The organism is Streptomyces wuyuanensis, assembly GCF_900103455.1.
GTDB classification, from domain to species: domain Bacteria; phylum Actinomycetota; class Actinomycetes; order Streptomycetales; family Streptomycetaceae; genus Streptomyces; species Streptomyces wuyuanensis.
The window spans coordinates 158,974-180,001 of record NZ_FNHI01000017.1 but is presented as its reverse complement, the minus strand read 5'-3'; the positions used below and the strand labels follow the sequence as shown (position 1 = coordinate 180,001).

General features: G+C 72.5%; 18 protein-coding genes and 5 tRNA genes. 12 read left to right on the top strand and 11 right to left on the bottom strand.

Translation table 11 applies throughout. The annotated features are described in order from the left end of the window. Window positions 1–7 precede the first annotated feature (7 nt). The 3 genes from BLT82_RS24355 to BLT82_RS24345 form a co-directional block, all read right to left on the bottom strand. Window positions 8–79, bottom strand: a tRNA-Val gene (locus BLT82_RS24355). Window position 80: 1 nt separating this feature from the next. After that, window positions 81–154, bottom strand: a tRNA-Cys gene (locus BLT82_RS24350). Between the two features lie 37 nt (window positions 155–191). Further along, window positions 192–264: transfer RNA gene (locus BLT82_RS24345), tRNA-Gly, on the bottom strand. A gap of 168 nt (window positions 265–432) precedes the next feature. Between BLT82_RS24345 and BLT82_RS24340 the strand changes: the two genes are divergently transcribed. From BLT82_RS24340 to BLT82_RS24330, 3 genes are read left to right on the top strand one after another with little or no spacing between them, the layout of a single operon-like run. Further along, window positions 433–1,479 (top strand): chorismate-binding protein, encoded by a 1,047-nt coding sequence (locus tag BLT82_RS24340; RefSeq protein WP_093658384.1) that lies wholly within the window; start codon window positions 433–435, stop codon window positions 1,477–1,479. Then, complete coding sequence (locus tag BLT82_RS24335) at window positions 1,479–2,309, top strand: aminotransferase class IV (protein ID WP_093658382.1); 831 nt, start codon at window positions 1,479–1,481, stop codon at window positions 2,307–2,309. The genes BLT82_RS24340 and BLT82_RS24335 overlap by 1 nt, the downstream gene beginning before the upstream one ends. A 58-nt stretch (window positions 2,310–2,367) precedes the next feature. Next, window positions 2,368–3,207: a GNAT family N-acetyltransferase gene (locus BLT82_RS24330; RefSeq protein WP_093658380.1), complete on the top strand. Its 840-nt coding sequence runs from the start codon at window positions 2,368–2,370 to the stop codon at window positions 3,205–3,207. Window positions 3,208–3,385: 178 nt separating this feature from the next. Here BLT82_RS24330 and BLT82_RS24325 read toward each other — a convergent pair whose 3' ends face one another. Beyond that, the gene (locus BLT82_RS24325) at window positions 3,386–3,892 is read right to left on the bottom strand and encodes a DsbA family protein (RefSeq protein WP_093658378.1); all 507 of its coding nucleotides are present in this window, start codon (window positions 3,890–3,892) and stop codon (window positions 3,386–3,388) included. 195 nt (window positions 3,893–4,087) lie between these two features. Here BLT82_RS24325 and BLT82_RS24320 point away from each other — a divergent pair, with 195 nt between their 5' ends. Continuing rightward, window positions 4,088–4,543 carry a hypothetical protein gene (locus tag BLT82_RS24320; RefSeq protein WP_093658376.1) on the top strand — a complete coding sequence of 152 codons (456 nt, stop codon included), beginning with the start codon at window positions 4,088–4,090 and terminating at the stop codon, window positions 4,541–4,543. A gap of 137 nt (window positions 4,544–4,680) precedes the next feature. Further along, the gene (locus BLT82_RS37230; RefSeq protein ID WP_017945528.1) at window positions 4,681–4,833 is read left to right on the top strand and encodes a hypothetical protein; all 153 of its coding nucleotides are present in this window, start codon (window positions 4,681–4,683) and stop codon (window positions 4,831–4,833) included. Window positions 4,834–4,856: 23 nt separating this feature from the next. On the opposite strand, the gene BLT82_RS24315 is transcribed toward BLT82_RS37230, so the two are convergent. Both BLT82_RS24315 and BLT82_RS24310 read right to left on the bottom strand, forming a co-directional pair. After that, the gene (locus tag BLT82_RS24315) at window positions 4,857–5,423 is read right to left on the bottom strand and encodes a CGNR zinc finger domain-containing protein (protein ID WP_093658374.1); all 567 of its coding nucleotides are present in this window, start codon (window positions 5,421–5,423) and stop codon (window positions 4,857–4,859) included. A gap of 196 nt (window positions 5,424–5,619) precedes the next feature. Then, a complete protein-coding gene (locus BLT82_RS24310; RefSeq protein WP_003959770.1) occupies window positions 5,620–6,033 on the bottom strand; it encodes an SsgA family sporulation/cell division regulator in 414 nt (137 codons plus the stop codon). Window positions 6,034–6,221: 188 nt separating this feature from the next. On the opposite strand from BLT82_RS24310, the gene BLT82_RS24305 reads away from it, so the two are divergent. Continuing rightward, on the top strand, window positions 6,222–6,680 hold the full coding sequence (locus BLT82_RS24305; RefSeq protein WP_093658372.1) for a TIGR02611 family protein: 459 nt from the start codon (window positions 6,222–6,224) through the stop codon (window positions 6,678–6,680). A 97-nt stretch (window positions 6,681–6,777) separates the two neighbouring features. Continuing rightward, window positions 6,778–6,852: transfer RNA gene (locus tag BLT82_RS24300), tRNA-Val, on the top strand. A gap of 77 nt (window positions 6,853–6,929) precedes the next feature. On the opposite strand, the gene BLT82_RS24295 is transcribed toward BLT82_RS24300, so the two are convergent. Then, window positions 6,930–9,512, bottom strand: a complete 2,583-nt coding sequence (locus BLT82_RS24295; protein ID WP_208868019.1) for an SCO7613 C-terminal domain-containing membrane protein — start codon at window positions 9,510–9,512, stop codon at window positions 6,930–6,932. A gap of 167 nt (window positions 9,513–9,679) precedes the next feature. Here BLT82_RS24295 and BLT82_RS24290 point away from each other — a divergent pair. Next, window positions 9,680–9,751, top strand: a tRNA-Val gene (locus BLT82_RS24290). Window positions 9,752–10,145: 394 nt separating this feature from the next. Here the strand turns inward: BLT82_RS24290 and BLT82_RS24285 are convergent. Continuing rightward, window positions 10,146–10,874 carry a 3'-5' exonuclease gene (locus tag BLT82_RS24285; protein ID WP_093658368.1) on the bottom strand — a complete coding sequence of 243 codons (729 nt, stop codon included), beginning with the start codon at window positions 10,872–10,874 and terminating at the stop codon, window positions 10,146–10,148. A 172-nt stretch (window positions 10,875–11,046) separates the two neighbouring features. Here BLT82_RS24285 and BLT82_RS24280 point away from each other — a divergent pair, with 172 nt between their 5' ends. From BLT82_RS24280 to thrS, 3 genes are all read left to right on the top strand, one after another. Next, window positions 11,047–11,610, top strand: coding sequence for a DUF4365 domain-containing protein (locus tag BLT82_RS24280; RefSeq protein ID WP_093658366.1), 564 nt, complete (start codon window positions 11,047–11,049; stop codon window positions 11,608–11,610). Continuing rightward, a complete protein-coding gene (locus BLT82_RS24275) occupies window positions 11,610–12,878 on the top strand; it encodes a hypothetical protein (protein WP_093658363.1) in 1,269 nt (422 codons plus the stop codon). The genes BLT82_RS24280 and BLT82_RS24275 overlap by 1 nt, the downstream gene beginning before the upstream one ends. Before the next feature lie 379 nt (window positions 12,879–13,257). Then, the gene (thrS, locus tag BLT82_RS24270; RefSeq protein WP_093658361.1) at window positions 13,258–15,234 is read left to right on the top strand and encodes a threonine--tRNA ligase; all 1,977 of its coding nucleotides are present in this window, start codon (window positions 13,258–13,260) and stop codon (window positions 15,232–15,234) included. Window positions 15,235–15,321: 87 nt separating this feature from the next. On the opposite strand, the gene BLT82_RS24265 is transcribed toward thrS, so the two are convergent. Then, a complete protein-coding gene (locus BLT82_RS24265) occupies window positions 15,322–16,014 on the bottom strand; it encodes a potassium channel family protein (protein ID WP_093658359.1) in 693 nt (230 codons plus the stop codon). Between the two features lie 67 nt (window positions 16,015–16,081). Here BLT82_RS24265 and BLT82_RS24260 point away from each other — a divergent pair, with 67 nt between their 5' ends. Next, complete coding sequence (locus tag BLT82_RS24260; RefSeq protein WP_093658357.1) at window positions 16,082–16,642, top strand: HIT family protein; 561 nt, start codon at window positions 16,082–16,084, stop codon at window positions 16,640–16,642. Between the two features lie 54 nt (window positions 16,643–16,696). Here the strand turns inward: BLT82_RS24260 and BLT82_RS24255 are convergent, their stop codons facing one another. After that, window positions 16,697–18,352, bottom strand: coding sequence for a hypothetical protein (locus tag BLT82_RS24255; RefSeq protein ID WP_093658355.1), 1,656 nt, complete (start codon window positions 18,350–18,352; stop codon window positions 16,697–16,699). A 299-nt stretch (window positions 18,353–18,651) separates the two neighbouring features. After that, a complete protein-coding gene (locus BLT82_RS24250) occupies window positions 18,652–20,856 on the bottom strand; it encodes an elongation factor G-like protein EF-G2 (RefSeq protein ID WP_093658353.1) in 2,205 nt (734 codons plus the stop codon). Window positions 20,857–21,028 lie beyond the last annotated feature (172 nt).

Below are 21,028 nucleotides of genomic sequence, written 5' to 3'. Positions count from 1 at the left end.
TGCTGCGTGGACGATACTGGGATTGAACCAGTGACCTCTTCCGTGTCAGGGAAGCGCTCTCCCGCTGAGCTAATCGTCCTTGGAGGTGGAGACGGGATTTGAACCCGTGTAGACGGCTTTGCAGGCCGTTGCCTCGCCTCTCGGCCACTCCACCCCGGAGTGCGGGGGTTCGGGAAGATCCCCCTTCTTCGAGCGGACGACGAGATTCGAACTCGCGACCCTCACCTTGGCAAGGTGATGCTCTACCAACTGAGCCACGTCCGCCTGTCGTTTCCGGTCCGCTTCCGCGTCCCGGCGACGTGTTGAACTTTAGCGGATTCCTGGGCCAGCACAAAAACGCGTTTCCGCAGCGTGCTGAGCTGTGCTCACGCGGGGTCCCTCCCCGGGTGCGCGCCGGAGCGGCCGCCGGGGGCCCGCCATAGACTCACAGCCGTGCACGACCTCGCTCCCATGGCCCGCTTCGGCGGCCTCGTCGCCACCGACCTCAGGGATGTCACCACCGACCCCGAGGCGCTGGACTCGTCCGGCTTCTGGGCCGTCGCGGCCGACTTCGAAGGGCGCCTGACCTGCGCCCGCTTCGGGGACGTCCGCCAGGCACCGGTGCCCGTCCCGGACCCGGCGCGCTGGCGCGGCCCCGCCGCCGACGACTGGACGTCCTCCCTGGACCGGGCCGCGTACACCGCGGGCGTGCGCCGCATCCGCGAGCACATTGCGGCCGGCGAGGTGTACCAGGCGAACCTCTGCCGGGTGCTGTCGGCGCCGCTGCCCGACCCGGCCGCCGCCGACGTCGACGCCCTGACCGCTCTGCTCGCGCGCGGCAACCCGGCTCCGTACGCGGGAACGATCCGGCTCCCCGCGCACGGCGTGGAGATCGCCACCGCCTCGCCCGAGCTCTATCTGCGCCGCGGCGGGAGCACGGTCGAGTCCGGGCCGATAAAGGGCACCGGCCGCACCGCCGCCGACCTGCTCGAGAAGGACCACGCCGAGAACGTGATGATCGTCGACCTGGTCCGCAACGACCTCGGCCGCGTCTGCGCCTCGGGGTCCGTGACCGTCCCCGCCCTGTGCGAGGTCGAGGCCCACCCCGGTCTGGTCCACCTCGTCTCCACCGTCCGCGGCGAGCTGGCGGCGGGCGCGGGATGGCGCGAGCTGCTGGACGCCACCTTCCCGCCCGGCTCGGTCACCGGTGCGCCGAAGTCCAGCGCCCTGCGGATCCTCGCCGGGCTGGAGACGGCACCCCGCGGCCCCTACTGCGGCGGCATCGGCTGGGTGGACGCCGACCGCGGCACCGGCGAGCTCGCCGTGGGCATACGCACTTTCTGGATCGACCGCGCCCAGGGAGTCCTCCGCTTCGGCACCGGCGCCGGGATCACCTGGGGCTCCGACCCGGAGCGCGAGTGGGACGAGACCGAGCTGAAGGCATCCCGGCTGCTCGCGGTAGCGTCGGGAACGTACGTGCAGAGTGGAAGGACCGTGTGATGAGGATCTGGGTCAACGGCGGACTGCGGGACGCCGACGACGCCCTGGTTTCCGTGTTCGACCACGGGCTGACCGTGGGCGACGGCATTTTCGAGACCGTGAAGGCGACCGACGGCCGCCCCTTCGCCCTCACCCGGCACCTCGACCGGCTCACCCGCTCGGCCCGCGGCCTCGGCCTGCCGGACCCGGACCACGACGAGGTGCGCAGTGCCTGCGCCGCCGTGCTCGAGGCCAATCCCATGCCGCTGGGCCGGCTGCGGATCACCTACACGGGCGGCCTCTCCCCGCTCGGCTCCGACCGCGGCGACAAGGGCCCCTCGCTCATCGTGGCCCTCGCCGCGACTTCGCGCAGGCCGGACACCACCGCGGTGATCACGGTGCCGTGGACCCGCAACGAGCGCGGTGCGCTGGTGGGGCTGAAGACCACCTCGTACGCCGAGAACGTCGTCGCCCTCGCCCGGGCCCACGAGCAGGGCGCGTCCGAGGCGATCTTCGCCAACACCGTCGGGCAGCTCTGCGAGGGCACCGGCTCGAACATCTTCGTCGTCGTCGACGGCCAGCTGTTCACCCCGCCCGTCTCCTCGGGCTGCCTCGCCGGCATCACCCGCGCGCTGACCGCGGACTGGACCGGAGCGCAGGAGGCCGACCTCCCGATGGACGTGCTGGAGCGTGCCGAGGAGATCTTCCTGACCTCCTCGACCCGTGACGTCCAGGCGGTTCACCGAGTCGACGGCCGCGAGCTGCCCGGCGCCCCCGGCCCCCTGACGGCCAAGGCCATGCGGATCTTCGAGGAGCACGCCGCCGCGGACCCCGATCCTCTGCCCGCCTGAGGCACGAGCCCGTACGGGCATGGTGACGGGTGGCCGCAGGACAGGTAGAACACCCCTGATGACCACCACCCTGCGGCCGGTCCGGCCGCTTCAGCGGGGCGCGGACGGCGCCATGGCACGCGGCTACGACGTCTGCGTCAACGGCAGGCCCGTGGGCTCCGTCGAGCTCGCCCGCGACCCGGACGCCGGTCCGTCCACGGGCGTCCTGCGGTCCCTGACCATCCACGAGGACGACCGGGGCCGGGGCCGGGGCACGGTCGCCGCGCTCGCGGCCGAGGAAGTGCTGCGCGGCTGGGGCTGCACCCGCATCGTGACCGCCGTCCCCGCGGAGGCCACCGCAGCACTGCGCCTCGCGTCCGCGCTCTGGTACGCGGAGAGCGGCCGTACCCTGCGCAAGGAGGTGCCGCCCGAGCCGCCGGCACTGCCCGCGGGAGCGGTGGGCCGCCCCCTCACCGACGAGGAGTTCCCGTCGTGGCGGGCGGAGGCCGTCGAGCGGTACGCGCGGACCTGGGCGGACCGGGGCCTGTCCGCCGAGCGGGCCCGCGCCCGGTCCGAGGCCGATCACGGCGAGAAGCTCCCCGACGGCCCAGCGACCCGGGGCGCGTGGCTGCGCGCCCTGGTCGTGGACGGCACCGCCGTGGGGCACGTCTGGGTCGCGGAACGTGCGCCGCGCCCGGGGGAGCCGGGCGCATACGTGTACGACGTGCACGTCGCCGAGGCCCACCGCGGCCGGGGGTACGGACGGGCGCTGATGCTCGTCGCCGAACGGATCGCGCACGACGCCGGTGCGCCCGTGCTCGGACTGCACGTCGCCGCCGGGAACACCCGGGCCGCCGGCCTCTACGAGGCACTCGGCTACCGGCCCGTGCTCCACCACTTCGCCAAGCCGTTGCTCTGAGGGCTGTCCCGTGATCAGCGGTGGATCAGCGCGCGGCGGCGGATGCGGTGCATCGCAAGGGAGAGGGTAGTCCTCGTACCGGGCGTATTCCGGCGGTCCGACAACGCGGCGGGCGCGCGTACCGGGCGTCGTGAGCGAGGCCGGAGCAAAGACACGGCCCGCCGCCCCGACCGCGCTCTCACCCCGCGAGGAGCCGGTCGGCGATCTCCTCGATGCGCTCGCGCAGCCCCTCCTGGCTCTTGCCGCCGTCGAGCCGTTCGTCGCCGATGACGTAGGTCGGGGTGCCCGTGACACCGATCGCCTTGCCCTCGGCCTGGTCGGCGTCGACGATCAGGATGTGCCGCCCGTCGACCAGCGCGGTGTCGAACTCATCGGCGTCCAGGCCGAGTTCACCCGCGACCCGGACGAGGAACGACTCGCCCTCGCGGTCCAGCTCTTCCACCCGGGTGAGCACGGCCTCCACGTAGTCCCAGCCCCGTCCCTGCTCGGTGGCCTCCTCGGCGGCCTGTGCGGCGGCGAAGGAGTGCTTGTGCTTCTCCAGCGGGAAGTGGCGCAGGCGGAGCTCCAGCCTGTCGCCGTAGCGTGCGCGCAGGGCCGCCAGATCGGACAGGGCGGTACGGCAGTCGGGGCACTGCAGCTCGCACCAGACGTCCAGGACGACGGGGGCGCGGGAGGAGTCGCTCATGGGAGCCAGTCTTCCAGCCGTGCCGGCGTGGCCCCAACCCGGACCTCCCCGGCACCTGAGGAGGAGGACGTCCCGGAGATCTCCCTGAGGTGGGGCGGGACCGTGGCCCCTTCCCCGCCGACCGGTGCAGGATGGAGGTGACCGCAATCCCCCGGGTCGCCCCCGGGGTGCCGTCCCGCTCGCCTGGAGGACCGGATGCTTGCCGAGACGATTTGTGCCGCGGTGTCCGCGGCCGGGCTGGGCATCGCCGCGGTCGCGGCGTACCGGAAGCGTTTCCTCACCGCGGCCCGCGTCGCGGCGTACGCGCTGGTTCCCCTGGGCCTCGTGCTGACGGGCGTCGTCGAGTGGGCCGCCGGCACGGTCTTCAGCCCCACGGCCTGGGTCGGCGTGGGAGTGCTGGGCACGGCGTGGGGACTGTTCATGACCACGCGTGCCGTCGAGCGGCGCAGGGCGGCGAGGGCGTCCGTCGGGGACGGCGGCACCGGCCCGCATGCGGTCGCGCCCTCCGCCTCGGCTCCAGCACTCGGCAAGGCCGGACGTCCGGCGGCGGAGCCCGGGGGAAGGGCCAAGCCCAAGGGGAAGCAGCCGGCCGCCGGCACGGACGACGACTTCAGCGACATCGAGGCCATCCTGAAGAAGCACGGCATCTGAGCCGAGGGAGACGGCCCGTCGCGGCGGCGGCGTGCGGCGCCGACGGCGAGCGGTACCACGGGATCCGGTGAACTCCCCCGGCGTTCACGCGTGTTGGTCGATCATCGGGGCCGGTCCTGCGTCATCATCACCCCGAGATGCTGGATACCTCCCGGGGCCAGGCCCCCGCCCCCTCCGACGAGCCGCGTGGCTGTCTCTTCGCGCTCTCCCAGCCGCCCCTGATGATCTTCCTCGGGGTGATCGGCTGTCTTCTGCTCATGGCCGCGGTCCACGACCTCTTCCTGCTGTGAGCCGAAGGTGACCCGACTGGAACTCAGCCGGCCGCTTCCCTGCGGCGCGCCCGGTAGGCGGCGACGTGCAGGCGATTGCCGCAGGTACGGCTGTCGCAGTAGCGGCGCGAGCGATTGCGGGACAGATCGACGAAGGCGCGGCCGCAGCCGGGGGCCTCGCACCGCCGCAGCCGCTCCTGCTCGCCCGCCACGATCATGAACGCCAGCGCCATGCCGCAGTCGGCCGCGAGGTGCTCGGCGACCGAGGCGCCCGGCGCGAAGTAGTGGACGTGCCAGTCGTAGCCGTCGTGGTCCGTCAGCTGCGGTGTGGTCCCCGCCGAGGTCACGAGCCGGTTGATGAGTTCGGCGGCGGTGCGGGCGTCCGGGGCCGCGAACACCTCCTCGAACCGGCTCCGCACCTCGAGCACGGCGTTCAGGTCGTGTTCGCCGAGTTCGCCCACGTCGCTGATGTTGTACTTCTTCACGAACGTGTACAGCGACGACACGTCGCCGAGCTCGTCGACCTCGGGACTGCCGGCGCGCTCGGGCGCGGTGTTCACCAGATCGACGACGATGTCGAGGGCGATGCGGGTGTCGTGAGGGATCAGCACGATTCGCTCCCTGGCCTGCTGCGGGCTGGGCGCCCGCCGAATTGCGCTGACTCTAGCCGGTCCCCGCCGAACGCGACGGCGCCGTCGTCGCGGTGGATTCCGCGACGACGGCGCCGGAGCCTGCCCTATGCGGTTGTCCGTGTCCGTGCGGTGCCGTCTCCCCGAGTCGGACGGCACCTGCTGCGCTCGCCCTGGTTCAGCTTTCCGCCAGGATGTGCGAGAGCTCGGTATCGAGATCGAAATGGCGATGTTCCGTGCCGGGTGGGACCGCGGCGTCCGTCCGCTTCAGGAACGACTCCAGGGCCCGCGCCGGGGCCTCCAGCAGGGCCTCGCCCTCCGGAGAGCTCAGTGCGATGCAGACGACGCCCTGACCGTGACTGCGCGACGGCCAGACTCTGACGTCGCCGGTGCCGGTGGGCCGGTGAAGGCCTTCGGCGAGAAGGTCGCGGGCGAACACCCATTCGACCGTCTCCTCGGCTCCGGTATGGAAGGTGGCGTGCACGGCATACGGATCGGCCGTGTCATACCGCAGGCCCGCGGGTACAGGCAGTGAGGACTCGCTCGACACAACGAGGCGCAGGTGCAGCTCGCAGCTGACCGTGGTGTTCATAAGCGCCAGGGCCTTTCGCTCAGTGTGCGCTCGGGGATTCGCACGTCGGCGAAATCGACATGCCACCTACGGTGCCGTTGTAAACCCCTCTGTCTGTTTTGTGATCCTTGGGGTACCCCGTACGGAGGAGTCCCACGTACGACCGTGCGGTCATACCGGCGGGCCGATTCGTCGGGTACGTTGGGTTTATGAATGCGGAGAGTGACGAGCGGGCCGGGGCTGCCGCGACAGCGGCCCGGGGCACCGCCACGGGGGATGTGACCGCGCCCGCCCAGCCGATTCTGGGCTCGAGGGCGCCCGAGTTCGTGAAGAGACGCCGGACGCTTCATCTGAGCTGGCAGGTCGGCGTCTTCATCGTCGGCCTCGCCGTCGTCGTGGCCGGAGTGATCATGCTCCCGCTGCCCGGGCCGGGCTGGCTGGTGATCTTCGCGGGCATGGCGATCTGGGCGACCGAGTTCGTCTGGGCGCAGCTCGTACTGCACTGGACGAAACGGAAAGTGACCGAGGCGGCACAGCGGGCGCTCGACCCCAAGGTCCGCCGGCGCAACATCATCCTGACCACCGTCGGCCTGGTGATCGTCGGCGTGCTGTGCGCGATCTACCTCTGGAAGTTCGGGATCATGATGCCCTGGAAGATCGAACAGTGACCCACGCCTGACGGCGACCGGCCGAAGAGCCCTTCCCGGCCGGTGGTCAGGTGGTCATGAGGCACCGCTGACATGGGGTAATGTGTGCGGTGCGCCCGGGCGATTAGCTCAGTGGGAGAGCGCTTCGTTCACACCGAAGAGGTCACTGGTTCGAACCCAGTATCGCCCACCACCCGGACCGAAGGCCCCGGAGACCGAAAGTCTCCGGGGCCTTCGGCGTGCCCTCCTCGCGCGAGGAGGGTCACCCGGTCAGCGCATCCGGCCGAGGGTTTCCCGAAGCCGGCGTGCGTCGCGCAGCCGCTGCTCGTACGTCGCGCCCACGGCCAGCAGCAGCAGCCCCGCCAGCGCGGGCGGCAGCCAGCGCGGCAGGGCGTCGACGACCTGGACGACGTACGGCGCGAGCTCGTGCAGCGCGTCCAGGGCGAGCGTCAGGCCGCCGAGGAGCAGCGGGGCTCGCAGCCGCAGACGGGCGCCGGCGAGCGTCACGCCGAGCGCGGCGATGCCCAGCAGCAGCGGACGCGGCCAGTCGGTGTCGCCCCAGGCCGCCAGAAGGCTCGGCGCCAGCGTCGCGGCGAGCCCCGGACCGTAGGCGACCCACGACGAGGCGGAGGGATCCCTGCGCCGCCGCAGCACACCCACGGCCAGCGCCGGGACGGAGACCGGCAGCGTGTACGCCTCGGGCACGTCCACCCCGGACGCGGCGAGGCGCACCCAGGTCGCCGTGACGAAAAGGACGGCGGCGACGTACCCGGCCAGGGGCCGGCGCTCGGCCCTGACCGCCGTGCCCGCGGCCACCACGCCCGCGAGGGCCAGCACCAGCGCCAGGGTCGGCGGGTGCGGTACCGCGAGCGCCACGGCGATGGGTACGGTCGCGGCCGCCGTTGCCTCCACCGCGGCGGCGACCGGGTGCCTGCCGAGCCGGGCGCCGAGCAGCGCGGCCGCCGCCGGTACCGCGAGGAGCGCGAGACCGACGCGGTGGCCGGGCAGCTCCGCGGCCGCCGCCGCCGCGGCCACGAGCCCCGTCGTGCCCACCACGGCGGCGCAGGCGACGACGATCCGGACGAGCCCCCGGGCCGCGACGGCGGCGGCGGCGTTCAGCACCACCAGGACGCCCAGCGCGGTGAAGGTGGCGGGCCGGCTCGCCAGCCCGAGCAGCGCCGCGCCGGCCGCCGACGCCAGCCCGCAGGCGAGTGCCGTCCCGGCGAGGGTGCGGACGGGGTCGTGCGCGCGGGCGGCGGACTGCGGCGGCGCGGAGGTGTGCTCCTCGCCGGAGGTGTCGCCGGGGGCGGCCGCTCCCGCGGCAGCGCCCGCGGGGCCGCCGGACGACTCGGCCGCGTCGCGGCCGTCGCGGGCCGTCCCGGCGGAGGGGCCCGCCGGGCGCGGCTGTGCTCCGGGCTCCGCCTCCGCCGCCGTCGGCGGCAAGGCCGCCACGAGCGACGGACGGGCCGCCGTCGCGAGGGCCGCGGCCGTCACTGCCAGCTGGACCGCCAGGGTGGGGCCCAGTGGGAGCGACAGGGCGACGGGGGCGGCGACGACGGCCGACCACGCCGCCACGAGTGCCCAGCACTCCACTGCGGGACGGGACAGCTGCGCGGCAGGCAGGAACCGGGGCGCAGCCCACAGCGTCACGGCCACGGCTGCCAGGACCACCGGGGCGGTGGCGGCGCCCGGCAGGACGACATCGCGGACCGGCGCTCCGCCCCACACGTCCTCGAGGGTGGCGGCCGGTCCGGTCAGTGCGAGCAGCACGACCGGTGCGGCCCACAGCGCCGCGGCGCCGTGGACCAGGCCGGAGGCGACCCCGAGTCCGGTGAGCACGCCCCGCGGCATCCGGACGCGGACGGCCAGGAGCAGCGCCGCCGCGCACAGCAGGTACACGGGCACGGCCCAGTCCGCCGGCACCACCGTCCGCAGCACACCACCGACGGCGGCGACCGCCGCGAGAGCGCCGGCGGTCGAGGCCGCCGCCGCGGCCGCCGGTGCGCGCCACGCGGCACCCACGGCCAGCGCTCCCGCCGCCAGGAGCAGCAGGGCCGGTTCCACCGAGTCGGCGGGGGACTCCGCGGACACGGACAGCCAGGCGCCGGTCAGCAGGGACCAGCCGCCCGCCGTCACGGCGCCCGCGACCGCGAGCGCCCGGACGGCAGCCCGCCGGGCGGCGAGCGCGATCACGACATCGAGACCGGCGGTCGCCAGCGTCGCCCACGCGGTGACCTCGATGCTCTCGCCCGCGGCCAGTGCCCACAGCGGCAGCGGCAGCTGTCCCGCCACCACGGCGGCCGGCAACGGCAGCCGCAGCCCGCCGAAGGCGCGCCCGTACGCCGCCCACACCGCGGCGAGCACCGCGGCGGCGACGGCCGTGTAGACCAGGGCGTCCGTCGAGGGAAGGACGGCGCGCCGCAGCGCGTACGCGTCCAGGACCGTCAGGACGAGGCCGAGCGCGGCCACCGACTCCGCGGTCGAGACCAGCTTGCGGCGCAGCAGCAGGAGCGGCGTCCCGAGGGCGGTGACGGTCACCGCGCCAAGGACGAGCGCACGGCCGCCGATGCCCATGTGCCCCCAGCTGACCAGGGTGAAGGCGACGGCGGCGATCGTCAGCAGGATCCCGCCCAGGGTGAGCAGGACGTTCTGTGCGCTCGGCGGGGACGTCTCGGCGGCCGTCCCCGGGGGCCGGCCGGGGCCCTGGGCGGGCGCGGGCGCGTGACCGGCGGCCCTGAGGGCCGTCAGCAGCCACGCCCTGCGGGTGAGCAACTGGGCCCGGCGGGCATCGAGTTGGACCAGCTCGCGATCGATGAGCCGGAGCTCCTCGGCGGGCGGCAGTACGTTCTCCATGGCGGCGAGTGTGGCGCGGGACACAGTCCGCCGGAATGCGCGCGGATACTCAGATCGCCGGTGAGTACGTACCTGCGCGGTGCCGGACTCCGCGCGAGGGGCCTCCGGAGGCCGGAAAGGGAGTTTGAAGGAAACCCGCCGGTACCTGTATGGTTCAGTGCGTTCCCGGGCGATTAGCTCAGCGGGAGAGCGCTTCGTTCACACCGAAGAGGTCACTGGTTCGAACCCAGTATCGCCCACAGGCAGAGGCCGGTCCGTCACCTGACGGACCGGCCTTGCGCGTTCCCCGGTGGTCGCGGGCGACGGTGTCGAGGGGATGCGGCCCACCGGATCTGACAGGCCGTCACCGGGGCCGTGTGATGCCGGGTGTTGGAACCGGCTCCCACCTGCTCCTTGACGCCGTCCCGGCCATTGGATTCAATGCACAGGGAGAGGTCCAGACCAATCGCCTTCATCATGAGGGCGGAACGGTCTTCCCCACGTCCCGGTGCCGGCGGGCCGGCGCCCGGGCGGGGGAGACCGGCTAGGGTCTGAACCGGCGGCCGTTGCCCGGCCCCACGGAACGTACGGGTGTCCCGAAGCGGCGGGGCACCCGTACCCGTGTCCGGCCCGCCGGGCTGTCCGGAACGCCGGTCATGCCGCCTGGGCCGGGATCTCGGGGCGCAGCGGCCACGCCGGATCCACCGACTCCTCCGAGCCGTTCCGCGCGAACCACGCCTGTAGCCCCCGCGCCTGAGCCGCGTGCCACACCGCCTGCAGTGTGTGCAGCTCCGCCGCCGACAGCCGCTCCAGGCGTGCGGCGAAACGGCGCCCGACCGCCCGGACCACGTCCAGCGCGGCGGTCGCGTCCGCCGCCGCGTCGTGGGCCCCCGCCAGTTCGACCGCGTACTGCTCGCACAGGTCGGTGAGCGTGCGGCGGCCCTTGCGGTAGCGGTCCAGATGCTTGTCCAGGACGCGAGGGTCCAGCACGCACATCGGGACGTTCTCGAGGTAGCGCGCCAGCGACGAGGCGCGGTGGCGGCGCAGTTCGCGGTCCAGCAGGGTCAGATCGAACGGCGCGTTCATCACCACGAGGGGGCGGCCCGCCGCACACTGCTCGGCCAGCGACCGGCCTATCTCCTCCATCACCGGCGACGGCCAGCGGCCGTTGTGCTGCAGATGCTCCTCCGTGAGGCCGTGCACGGCCGTCGCCTCGGCCGGCACCGGCACGCCCGGATTGACCAGCCAGCCGGTGACGCGCGTGCGTCCTCCCGGCGAATCCTGGACCACGAGCGCGGCCGACACGATCCGGTCGTGCTCGACGTCCACCCCGGTCGTCTCGGTGTCAAATGCGGCCAGGGGCCCTTCGTACCATCGCGTCATCCCCGAACTCCTCGCCCATGCCTGGCAGATGGTGATATCCCCTGCCCGAATCGGTGATACCCGGACTGTTTGCGCACTACGCAGGCGGGTGACAACACAGATGACGGGGCGCGATGTTGACGGTCCGTCGTGAGGACAAACCATCGGCACAGCCCGGAAGGCAGACGGAGCCATGGCGCTCGCGCAGCCCGAACCGGGTGCGCTGCCCGAGCGGACCGCACCGCTGCGCGGAGCACTCGCCACCACCGCCTGCATGGAGACGCTCCAGGTGGGGTACCTCCACGCGGTCGCGGCCGCCGCCGGCTGCTCGCTGTCCCAGCCGTTCCCCGACAACGGGATCGACTGGCACGTCAGCCACAGCGCCCCCGGACACACCGTCGACGACGAGGTCACCATCAAGGTGCAGTTGAAAGCCACCTACCAGCTCGCGCCGCACCCGCGCGGGCCCGCGTTCTCCTTCACGCTCGACAACGACCACCTGGTGAAGCTGGCCCGTACACCCGTGTCGGTGCACAAGATCCTCGTCGTCATGATCGTGCCGCGGGCCCGGGACGAGTGGCTGCGGGCCGGGCACGACCGCCTCGATCTGCGGCACTGCTGCTACTGGACCAATCTGGCCGGCCACCCGGTGACGGGCCGGCGTCGGACCACCGTGCGGATCCCGACCTCGCGCATCTTCGACGACCGGGCGCTCTGCGAGATCATGACGCGGGTCGGGACGGGAGGGAGACCCTGATGCACCGCCCGATCGACGACCCCGCGCCCGGGCCTGCCGGCTCCCCCTCGGTGCCGCACGCCCGGCAGGCGCCCCTGCCCTTCCCCGACGGCGTACCCGCGCCCTGGTACGGCAGCGGAGCCCCCGACCCCGCCCTGGTCGACCCCCTGGTGCTCGGGGCGCTGCTGCACCGGCACGGATGGCGCAGGCGGGGCGGCGCGGCCGGCCGGTACGCCCGCTGGACGCCGCCGGGACCCGGCGCCGGCGGCACGAGCCTGCTGGTACCCGAGAGCCGGGAGTTCCCCGACTGCGAGGACCTGCTGGGCGAGGCGCTCACCGCGCTCGCCCGCTCCGCCGCGCCCTCGGCACGCGAGGTGCTGGTCGGGCTCGCCGTGCCGAGCGACGAGTTCCGCTGGTGGCGCGACGTACCCCACGGACCGTCGGGAGCGGCGTCCTGGACCGTGCAGGAGCAACTGAGGTCCGCCGCCCGGCAGCTGCTGCTCGCGGGGGCGCTCGCCGTGCGCGGCCGCGCCGGATACCACGGGGCGCGCCGCCGGCGGCAGGCGCAGGCGGTTCTGGAGGGAGTTCTGGTCGGACCGGCTCCGGGCGGGCGCGGTCTCACCGCGTTCGTGCCGGTGGACACCGGCCGGTCCGTCGCGGTCCGGCTGCACCACGCCCTGTACGCGGCGCGCGAGGCCATCGACTACCAGCGGGCCACCGGCGGGATGGACGCCTTCGACGCGGCCGTGGCGGCAGGGGTCAGCCGCGAGCTGACCGAGGCTCTCGTGGCACTGGTACGGGGTGCCGAGGGGGCCCGCGTCGCGGTGGCGTGGTCGCCCTCGGCGGGTGCGCCGGAAGGCTGCGCGGCCCGGCCCGAACCGGTGGAGTTCTCGCCCGGCGACCTGCCCGCCCTGCGCGCTGCCGGCGCCCGCTATCTGCGTGACGAGCCGTCCGTCCCCGTCCGGGTCACCGGCACGGTGGTCCGGATGCGGCGCTCGGGCACGCGCGGCGCGGGAACGGTACGGCTGCGCGTCCTCGCCGGAGCGGAGGTCCCGCACGTGCGCGCGGTCCTGGACGAGGAGTCGTACCGGACCGCGGGCCACGCCCACCTCGTCGGACTCCCGATACGCGTGGTCGGCCGCCTGGAGAGCCGCGGCGGCTTCCGGCGCCTCAGCGACGCGACCGACGTCGTGCCGGTGCAGGTGGACGAGGCGGAGCGGGACAGGCTGATGAAGTCCCTGCACGAGAATCTGGACTTCTTCGAGGAGGCGTGCGGCGGGGGGGACTGATCGGGTCCGCCGCGCCGGCGGTGGGCGCGCCACGCTCTGCGCGCGCGGCGCCCCGCACGCGTGCTCGACCGCGTGCCGCGGGACGCCGGTGTGCGGTGTGATCGCGGTGCGCCGCGGGGCGCCGGTGTACGGCGGGACGCGTGAGCCGGGAGTGCGACGTGATCTCGTCGCGCGGCGCGGTGCGGCGCGAGCCCGGGCCGGGCGGGCCTCATCCGCGCCCCGACCCCGCACGAGGCGCGACGCACGGGAAGCGTCACGCCCACCGCCGGCGAAGCGCACGCCCGCAGCGCGTTTCGCGGGGCCGATCCGTCGCTCGGTAGCATGACGTAGTGCACGCGCGATACCTCTGCGCGTGTTCCCCTTCAGACAGGAGAGACCGGTGTCAGACGTCCGTGTGATCATCCAACGCGATTCCGAGCGGGAAGAGCGCGTGGTGACCACGGGCACCACGGCGGCCGATCTCTTCGGCGGCGAGCGCACCGTGATCGCCGCCCGGGTCGGCGGGGAGCTGAAGGACCTCGCGTACGAGGTGAAGGACGGCGAGACCGTCGAGCCCGTCGCGATCTCGTCCGAGGACGGGCTCAACATCCTGCGCCACTCCACCGCGCACGTCATGGCGCAGGCCGTGCAGGAGCTGTTCCCCGAGGCAAAGCTCGGCATCGGCCCGCCCGTCCGGGACGGCTTCTACTACGACTTCGACGTGGAGAAGCCCTTCACCCCCGAGGATCTCAAGGCCATCGAGAAGAAGATGCAGGAGATCCAGAAGCGCGGTCAGCGCTTCTCCCGCCGTGTCGTCACCGACGAGGCCGCGCGTGACGAGCTCGCGGACGAGCCGTACAAGTTGGAGCTCATCGGGATCAAGGGCTCCGCCTCGCACGACGACGGTGCTGACGTCGAGGTGGGCGGCGGCGAGCTGACCATCTACGACAACCTGGACGCCAAGACCGGCGAGCTGTGCTGGAAGGACCTCTGCCGGGGCCCGCACCTGCCCACGACCCGCAACATCCCGGCGTTCAAGCTGATGCGCAACGCGGCGGCGTACTGGCGGGGCAGCGAGAAGAACCCGATGCTGCAGCGCATCTACGGCACCGCCTGGCCGTCCAAGGAGGAGCTGAAGGCTCACCTGGACTTCCTCGCCGAGGCCGAGAAGCGCGACCACCGCAAGCTGGGCAACGAGCTGGACCTGTTCTCGTTCCCGGACGAGGTCGGCTCCGGACTCGCGGTCTTCCACCCCAAGGGCGGCGTGATCCGCCGGGTCATGGAGGACTACTCGCGCAAGCGCCACGAGGAGCACGGCTACGAGTTCGTCTACTCGCCGCACGCGACCAAGGGCAAGCTGTTCGAGAAGTCGGGCCACCTGGACTGGTACGCCGAGGGCATGTACCCCCCCATGCAGCTCGACGAGGGCGTGGACTACTACCTCAAGCCCATGAACTGCCCGATGCACAACCTGATCTTCGACGCGCGCGGCCGCTCGTACCGTGAACTGCCGCTGCGCCTCTTCGAGTTCGGCACCGTGTACCGGTACGAGAAGTCGGGCGTCGTGCACGGCCTGACCCGTGCCCGCGGCTTCACCCAGGACGACGCGCACATCTACTGCACCCGCGAGCAGATGGCGGAGGAGCTCGACAAGACCCTCACCTTCGTCCTGGACCTGCTGCGCGACTACGGTCTGACCGACTTCTACCTGGAGCTGTCCACCAAGGACCCGAACAAGTTCGTCGGCTCCGACGAGGTCTGGGAGGAGGCCACCGAGGTCCTGCGGCAGGTGGCCGAGAAGCAGGGCCTTCCGCTGACCCCCGACCCGGGCGGCGCGGCCTTCTACGGCCCGAAGATCTCCGTCCAGGCGAAGGACGCGATCGGCCGTACCTGGCAGATGTCGACGGTCCAGCTCGACTTCAACCTGCCGGAGCGCTTCAACCTGGAGTACACCGGCCCGGACGGCACCAAGCAGCGTCCTGTCATGATCCACCGGGCACTGTTCGGCTCCATCGAGCGCTTCTTCGCGGTGCTGCTCGAGCACTACGCCGGTGCCTTCCCGGCCTGGCTGGCGCCCGTCCAGGCGCTGGGCATCCCGATCGGCGACGCCCACGTCCCGTATCTGCAGGACTTCGCCGCCAAGGCGAGGAAGCAGGGGCTGCGCGTGGAGGTGGACGCCTCCTCGGACCGGATGCAGAAGAAGATCCGCAACGCCCAGAAGCAGAAGGTGCCCTTCATGGTCATCGCGGGCGACGAGGACATGGAGCACGGCGCCGTGTCCTTCCGCTACCGCGACGGCTCGCAGGAGAACGGCATCCCGGTCGACGAGGCCATCGCCAAGATCGCGAAGGTCGTCGAGGAGCGCGCCCAGATCTGAGCCCGGCAGCTCCCCGGTCTGTAGCGGTCCGCGCCGGTCCACGCAGGCCGGTCACGAGCCGGCCGGGCCCGTGACCGGCCCGACCCGTCAGGAGGAGGCCCCCGGAGGACGTCGGTCCTCCGGGGGCCTCCTCTCGTCCTCGCGCGTGAACACCTGGATCAGCCAGGAAGAGAAGGAGCCGGTCACCGCGCCGAGCAGCGCCAGCCCACAGATCATCAGCCCGACGGCGATGATCCTTCCCCACGTGGTCACGGGGGTGACGTCGCCGTACCCGACGGTGGTCAGCGTCTCGCACACCCACCACACGGCGTCGCCGAAGGTGAGGATCGTCGCCCCGGGAGCGGTCCGCTCCGCGTGGAAGACGGCGAGCGCCCCGGCCCAGCCCAGCAGCACCGCGCCCAGGCCCGCGTAGACGATCACCCGCGCGTAGAGGCTGAGGACCGGCTCGTCGCGTCGCCGCTGGAGCGTCGTGTACAGCTTGACCAGCCGCAGCGGGCGCAGCAGCGGCAGCAGCAGCACCAGGGCGTCCAGCCAGTGCGTCCGCAGGAAGCGGGGGAGCGGCTGACCGCTGAGCCGCAGGCGCACCACGAAGTCGGTCAGGAAGACCAGCCACATCAGCAGCATCGTGGCGAAGGCGATCTCCCGCCAGACCACGTCCACGTCATGGGCGAGGATCCGCACCGAGTACGCGGCCAGGAAGACCAGTGAGGCGTAGAAGAGCGGTAGCTCGGCCCGCTGCTCCCAGCGGTCGAGCGGGGTGTCTGCCTCGTCGACGTCCATGCGGCCAGCATCGCCGGGAGCCGCCTGCGTCCGCCCCCGGCGACACGCTCCGTACGGGCGAAGTCATATGCTGCACCACATGACGAGTGAGCCGGAGCAGCAGATCGGGGTCGGCATCCAGGACGCCTTCCAGCGGCTGTGGACGCCGCACCGGATGGCGTACATCCAGGGCGAGAACAAGCCGACCGGGCCCGGGGCCGACGACGGCTGCCCCTTCTGCTCCATCCCCGCCAAGTCCGACGAGGACGGGCTCGTCATCGCGCGCGGCGACAGCGTGTACGCCGTGCTCAATCTGTACCCGTACAACGGGGGCCACCTGATGGTGGTGCCGTACCGGCACGTGGCCGACTACACCGACCTGCGCGAGGCCGAGACCTCGGAGCTCGCGGAGTTCACCAAGCGCGCGATGACGGCGCTGCGGACGGCCTCCGGGGCGCACGGCTTCAACATCGGCATGAACCAGGGCACGGTGGCCGGTGCGGGCATCGCCGCGCACCTGCACCAGCACGTGGTGCCGCGCTGGGGCGGCGACACCAACTTCATGCCGGTCATCGGGCACACGAAGGTGCTGCCGCAACTCCTCGCCGACACCAGGAAGATGCTCGCCGACGCCTGGCCCGCCGCGTAGCACCCGCAGTCCTCCCGGCCCCGGACGCCTCGCGGACGCTCCGGGGCCGAATCGTCACGCGTCGTACGCGTCCGCCTTGCGCGGCATCGGGTCCTGCACACCGGTGCTGAGGAACGAGGAGCGGGTGCTGAAGCGCTCCGTGTCCACGCCGTTCTCCTCGAGCACCCGCATCGCGGCGGAGTGGGCCACCCGCAGCACCGGCGTCGCCGCCCGCATGGCGTCGTCCGCCATGAAACGGTGCCGCCACGGCTGCTCCGCCCACGCGTGCCGCAGCCCGAACGGCTCGGGCAGGATCAGTTTCCCGCCGAGGAAGTCCAGCATCGGCGGGTACCAGGTGAAGGGTGCCCGGACCATCTGCCGTACCACCTCGGTGGTGTCCACCAGCGGCAGCTGGCGCTCGACGGTCTCCCAGAAGCGGATGGTCTTGGCGACCTCGACCGTCTTGGGCGCCGGCTTGCCGGTGAAGAGGGAGTGCACCGGGCCGAGCGCATGACCGGTCACCTCGATGCGCAGCGTCTCGAACAGCACCGTCACCGTGATCATCATGGTGATCACGAGCTGGCCGTCCCACAGCGTGAACTGGACACCGAGATAGTGCCGGTTGCCGCTCCCGAACTGCTGGTGGTCGCAGATCCGCTGGATCTCGTGGCGCTTCACCTGGAAGGTGTCCACGTCCTGGCCCTCGGGACGGGCGACCTCGGTGGCGCCCTCCCCGACCGGCACGACGATCCAGTGCTTCACCGACGGCTTGGGGAAGCCGCCCGTGTTCAGCGGGCCGCGCTGGAGCAGGGTCAGCTGGTCGTGGATGACCTTGATGACGTCCCAGCTGCGGAACTGGTGGAACTCCTTGCCCGGCTCCTTGGCCACCAGCTCCTCGGCGAGCTGCCAGCTGCCCCACCGGGTGCCCATGCCGAGTATCCCCTTGGGACCGGCGTAGAACACCGAGTTGGACTGCTGCTCGGCCGTGAGCTTCTCCAGGCCCTGGCGCAGTTGCTCGGCCGCCGTCTCGTTGGGGTTGCCGGGCACGGCCTCGGGGACCTTCGCCCCGATGCCGCCGCCGGAGAGGAGGCTGTCCCAGCGGACCCGCAGGTCCTTCGCCGTGGACTCGCAGATCCGCTTGGCGAACAGCCAGCCGATCACCGGGGCGACGACCATGGCCCGCAGGTAGTACGCCCAGAATCCACCGAACGGCAGGGCGACGAGGAACACCACCGCGAGGACGCCCACGGCGACCAGCAGCGCCGATCCGATGGCACCGGCCTTCCTGTCCTTCGAACCCGCGAGCGTACGGCGCAGCTGGAACACGCCGATCCACAGCAGTGCCCCGGGCAGGAACAGCAGTCCGAACACCGCCATGACAGCGGTCAGCCGGGCGTCCCGCTGCTTGCGGATCCGGCTCGCCGCCAGCGCGTGTTCCACCACGGCCTGCGGCTCGGCGCCGAACGACTGGATCAGCGGTTTGCGGGCCCCGCCGAGCATCCGCACCTGGACCGCCCGCGAGAAGGCCTCGCCCAGGTTCGGCTCGAACAGCGAGAACTTGCCCTTCTTCACCTTGGACTGGTGCCACTCGTTGTTGGCCTTGAGTATCTCCTCCAGCGGACTGTCCCGGTAGGCGGCCGAGGCGAGGGCGTGTGTCGCCGCCGTCTGGCCGGCCGCCCCCTGCACCGGGATCTGGGCCCCGGGAGAGAAATCGAATGCCTGGTCCGCCACTACCGCCCCCATCGCCGCCTCGTCCGCACTGCGGCCTTCCCAACTACCGCGCCCCGCACACCTTCTGAGCTGCGCAACACAGCGTATCGGGGTGGCGGCCCACGCGTCAGCACCGCCTTTCGGCCCTCCGGACCGATGGGGCGGGGACGCACGAGTGCCGCCCGCCGAAGGGTGGTTCGGCGGGCGGCATGCCCAAGCCGGCTCCGCTTCCCGTTCCTTGCCGCGCCCGGGGCGCGGCGGTCAGAGGCCGCCCTCCCGTGCGGCGGGGCGGGGCCCGCGCGGAGGCCGGCCGGCGGCTCCTACGCGGCCGTGGCCTCCTCGCGGACCTTGGCCGCCATCTGGGGCGGCATCGGCTCGTGCCGCGCATACGCCCGGTCGAAGCGGCCCGTGCCGTGCGAGACGGACCGGAGGTCCACCGCGTACCGCCCGATCTCGATCTCCGGCACCTCGGCCCGTACGACGGTCCTGCCGGTGCCCGCCTGCTCGGTGCCGACCACCCGGCCGCGGCGGCCCGACAGATCGCTCATGACCGCCCCGACGTACTCGTCCGGCACCATCACCTGCACCTCGGCCACCGGCTCCAGCAGATCGATCCGGGCCTGCGACGCCGCCTCGCGCAGCGCCAGCGCGCCCGCCGTCTGGAACGCGGCGTCGGAGGAGTCGACCGAGTGCGCCTTGCCGTCCAGCAGTGTCACCCGCACGTCGACCAGCGGATGGCCGACCGACAGGCCCTTCGCGGCCTGCGCCCTGATGCCCTTCTCCACCGAAGGGATGAACTGGCGCGGGACGGCGCCGCCCACGACCTTGTCGACGAACTCGATCCCCGAGCCCGGCGGCAGCGGCTCTACCTCGATCTCGCAGATCGCGTACTGGCCGTGCCCGCCGGACTGCTTCACATGGCGGCCCCGTCCCGCCGACGGTACGGCGAAGGTCTCCCGCAGCGACACCTTGTGCGGCACCACGTCGACCTGGACCCCGTACCTGCTGCGCAGCCGCTCCAGCGCCACGTCCATATGGGCCTCGCCCAGGCACCACAGCACGACCTGGTGGGTGTCCTGGTTCTGCTCCAGGCGCATCGTCGGGTCCTCCGCGACCAGCCGGGACAGGCCCTGGGAGAGCCGGTCCTCGTCGGCCTTGCTGTGCGCCCGGATGGCCAGGGGGAGCAGCGGGTCGGGCATCGCCCACGGTTCCATCAGCAGCGGATCCGACGTCGAGGAGATCGTGTCACCGGTCTCGGCCCGCCCCAGTTTGGCGACGCAGGCGAGATCGCCCGCGATGCACCGGCCGACGGTGCGCTGCTGTTTGCCGAAGGGCGAGGAGAGGGCGCCTATGCGCTCGTCGACGTCGTGGTCCTCGTGCCCGCGGTCGGCCAGCCCGTGGCCCGACACGTGCACCGTCTCGTCCGGGCGCAGCGTGCCGGAGAACACCCGGACCAGGGACAGCCGGCCGACGTACGGGTCGGACGCGGTCCTGACGACCTCGGCGACCAGCGGCCCGTCCGGGTCGCAGCTGAGGGCGGGCCTGGGGCTCCCCTCCGGGGTGGTGACCGCGGGTGCCTCGCGCTCCAGCGGGGTCGGGAACCCGCCGGTGATCAGTTCCAGCAGCTCGACCGTGCCGAGCCCGTGCTTCGCCCCGTTCGTCGCGGGTGCCGCGGCCAGTACCGGATGGAAGGCGCCCCGCGCGACGGCCTTCTCCAGGTCGTCGATCAGCGTCTTGAGGTCGACCTCCTCGCCGCCCAGATAACGCTCCATGAGCGTCTCGTCCTCGCTCTCGGCGATGATCCCCTCGATCAGGCGGTTCCTGGCCCCTGCCAGCAGTGCCTCCTCCTCGGGCCCGGGCGCCTTCTCGACGCGCTCGCCGCCGGAGTAGTCGAACAGCTTCTGCGACAACAGCCCGACCAGGCCCGTGACGGGCGCGTGGCCGTCGGCGGCCTCGGGGCCGTACCGCGGCAGATAGAGCGGCAGCACCGCGTCCGGATCGTCACCGCCGAACAGCTGCCCGCACACCTCGATGAGTTCGTCGAAACCGGTGCGGGCCGTCTCCAGGTGGGTGACCACGATGGCCCTGGGCATGCCGACGGCCGCGCACTCCTCCCACACCATGCGGGTCGAGGCGGGCACCGCGTCGGCCTCCTGCGCGGCCGAGACAACGAAGAGGGCCGCGTCCGCGGCTCGCAGACCGGCCCTGAGTTCCCCCACGAAGTCGGCGTACCCGGGGGTGTCCAACAGATTGATCTTGTACCCGCCCCATTCGACCGGGACGAGGCTCAGCTGTACGGAGCGCTGCTGGCGGTGCTCGATCTCGTCGTAGTCCGAGACCGTCCCGCCGTCCTCGACGCGTCCCGCCCGGTTGACCGCCCCCGCCGTCAGCGCCAGGGCCTCCACCAGGGTCGTCTTCCCCGATCCGCTGTGGCCGACCAGCACCACATTCCGTACGGATGTCGGCCGGTCGGCCGTCGTAGCCCTGCCGGCGGCTCCGGATTGTGCATTCGCCTTGTCGCCCATGATTCGTTCCTCCCGACTCATCGCACGGTGAGGTGAGGGCGCGGACCCGGGGGCGCGCGATGGGGAGACCCCCGGCCGGAGCCTGGGGGATGCGCCGGCGAAGCCCGCGGTTGTCTTTCGAGCTTTCCACTCCCGCCATGGTGCGTCCATACGTCGTACGCGACCGGGCCAG

What these genes read in the sequence shown, in the direction of transcription:
- BLT82_RS24250 (WP_093658353.1), bottom strand. Translation starts at nt 20,856, where the DNA reads ATGGGCGACAAGGCGAATGCACAATCCGGAGCCGCCGGCAGGGCTACG.
- BLT82_RS37230 (WP_017945528.1), top strand. Translation starts at nt 4,681, where the DNA reads ATGCTGGATACCTCCCGGGGCCAGGCCCCCGCCCCCTCCGACGAGCCG.
- BLT82_RS24310 (WP_003959770.1), bottom strand. Translation starts at nt 6,033, where the DNA reads ATGAACACCACGGTCAGCTGCGAGCTGCACCTGCGCCTCGTTGTGTCG.
- BLT82_RS24335 (WP_093658382.1), top strand. Translation starts at nt 1,479, where the DNA reads ATGAGGATCTGGGTCAACGGCGGACTGCGGGACGCCGACGACGCCCTG.
- BLT82_RS24320 (WP_093658376.1), top strand. Translation starts at nt 4,088, where the DNA reads ATGCTTGCCGAGACGATTTGTGCCGCGGTGTCCGCGGCCGGGCTGGGC.
- BLT82_RS24330 (WP_093658380.1), top strand. Translation starts at nt 2,368, where the DNA reads ATGACCACCACCCTGCGGCCGGTCCGGCCGCTTCAGCGGGGCGCGGAC.
- BLT82_RS24260 (WP_093658357.1), top strand. Translation starts at nt 16,082, where the DNA reads ATGCTGCACCACATGACGAGTGAGCCGGAGCAGCAGATCGGGGTCGGC.
- BLT82_RS24280 (WP_093658366.1), top strand. Translation starts at nt 11,047, where the DNA reads ATGGCGCTCGCGCAGCCCGAACCGGGTGCGCTGCCCGAGCGGACCGCA.
- BLT82_RS24305 (WP_093658372.1), top strand. Translation starts at nt 6,222, where the DNA reads ATGAATGCGGAGAGTGACGAGCGGGCCGGGGCTGCCGCGACAGCGGCC.
- BLT82_RS24285 (WP_093658368.1), bottom strand. Translation starts at nt 10,874, where the DNA reads ATGACGCGATGGTACGAAGGGCCCCTGGCCGCATTTGACACCGAGACG.
- BLT82_RS24295 (WP_208868019.1), bottom strand. Translation starts at nt 9,512, where the DNA reads ATGGAGAACGTACTGCCGCCCGCCGAGGAGCTCCGGCTCATCGATCGC.
- BLT82_RS24325 (WP_093658378.1), bottom strand. Translation starts at nt 3,892, where the DNA reads ATGAGCGACTCCTCCCGCGCCCCCGTCGTCCTGGACGTCTGGTGCGAG.
- BLT82_RS24275 (WP_093658363.1), top strand. Translation starts at nt 11,610, where the DNA reads ATGCACCGCCCGATCGACGACCCCGCGCCCGGGCCTGCCGGCTCCCCC.
- BLT82_RS24265 (WP_093658359.1), bottom strand. Translation starts at nt 16,014, where the DNA reads ATGGACGTCGACGAGGCAGACACCCCGCTCGACCGCTGGGAGCAGCGG.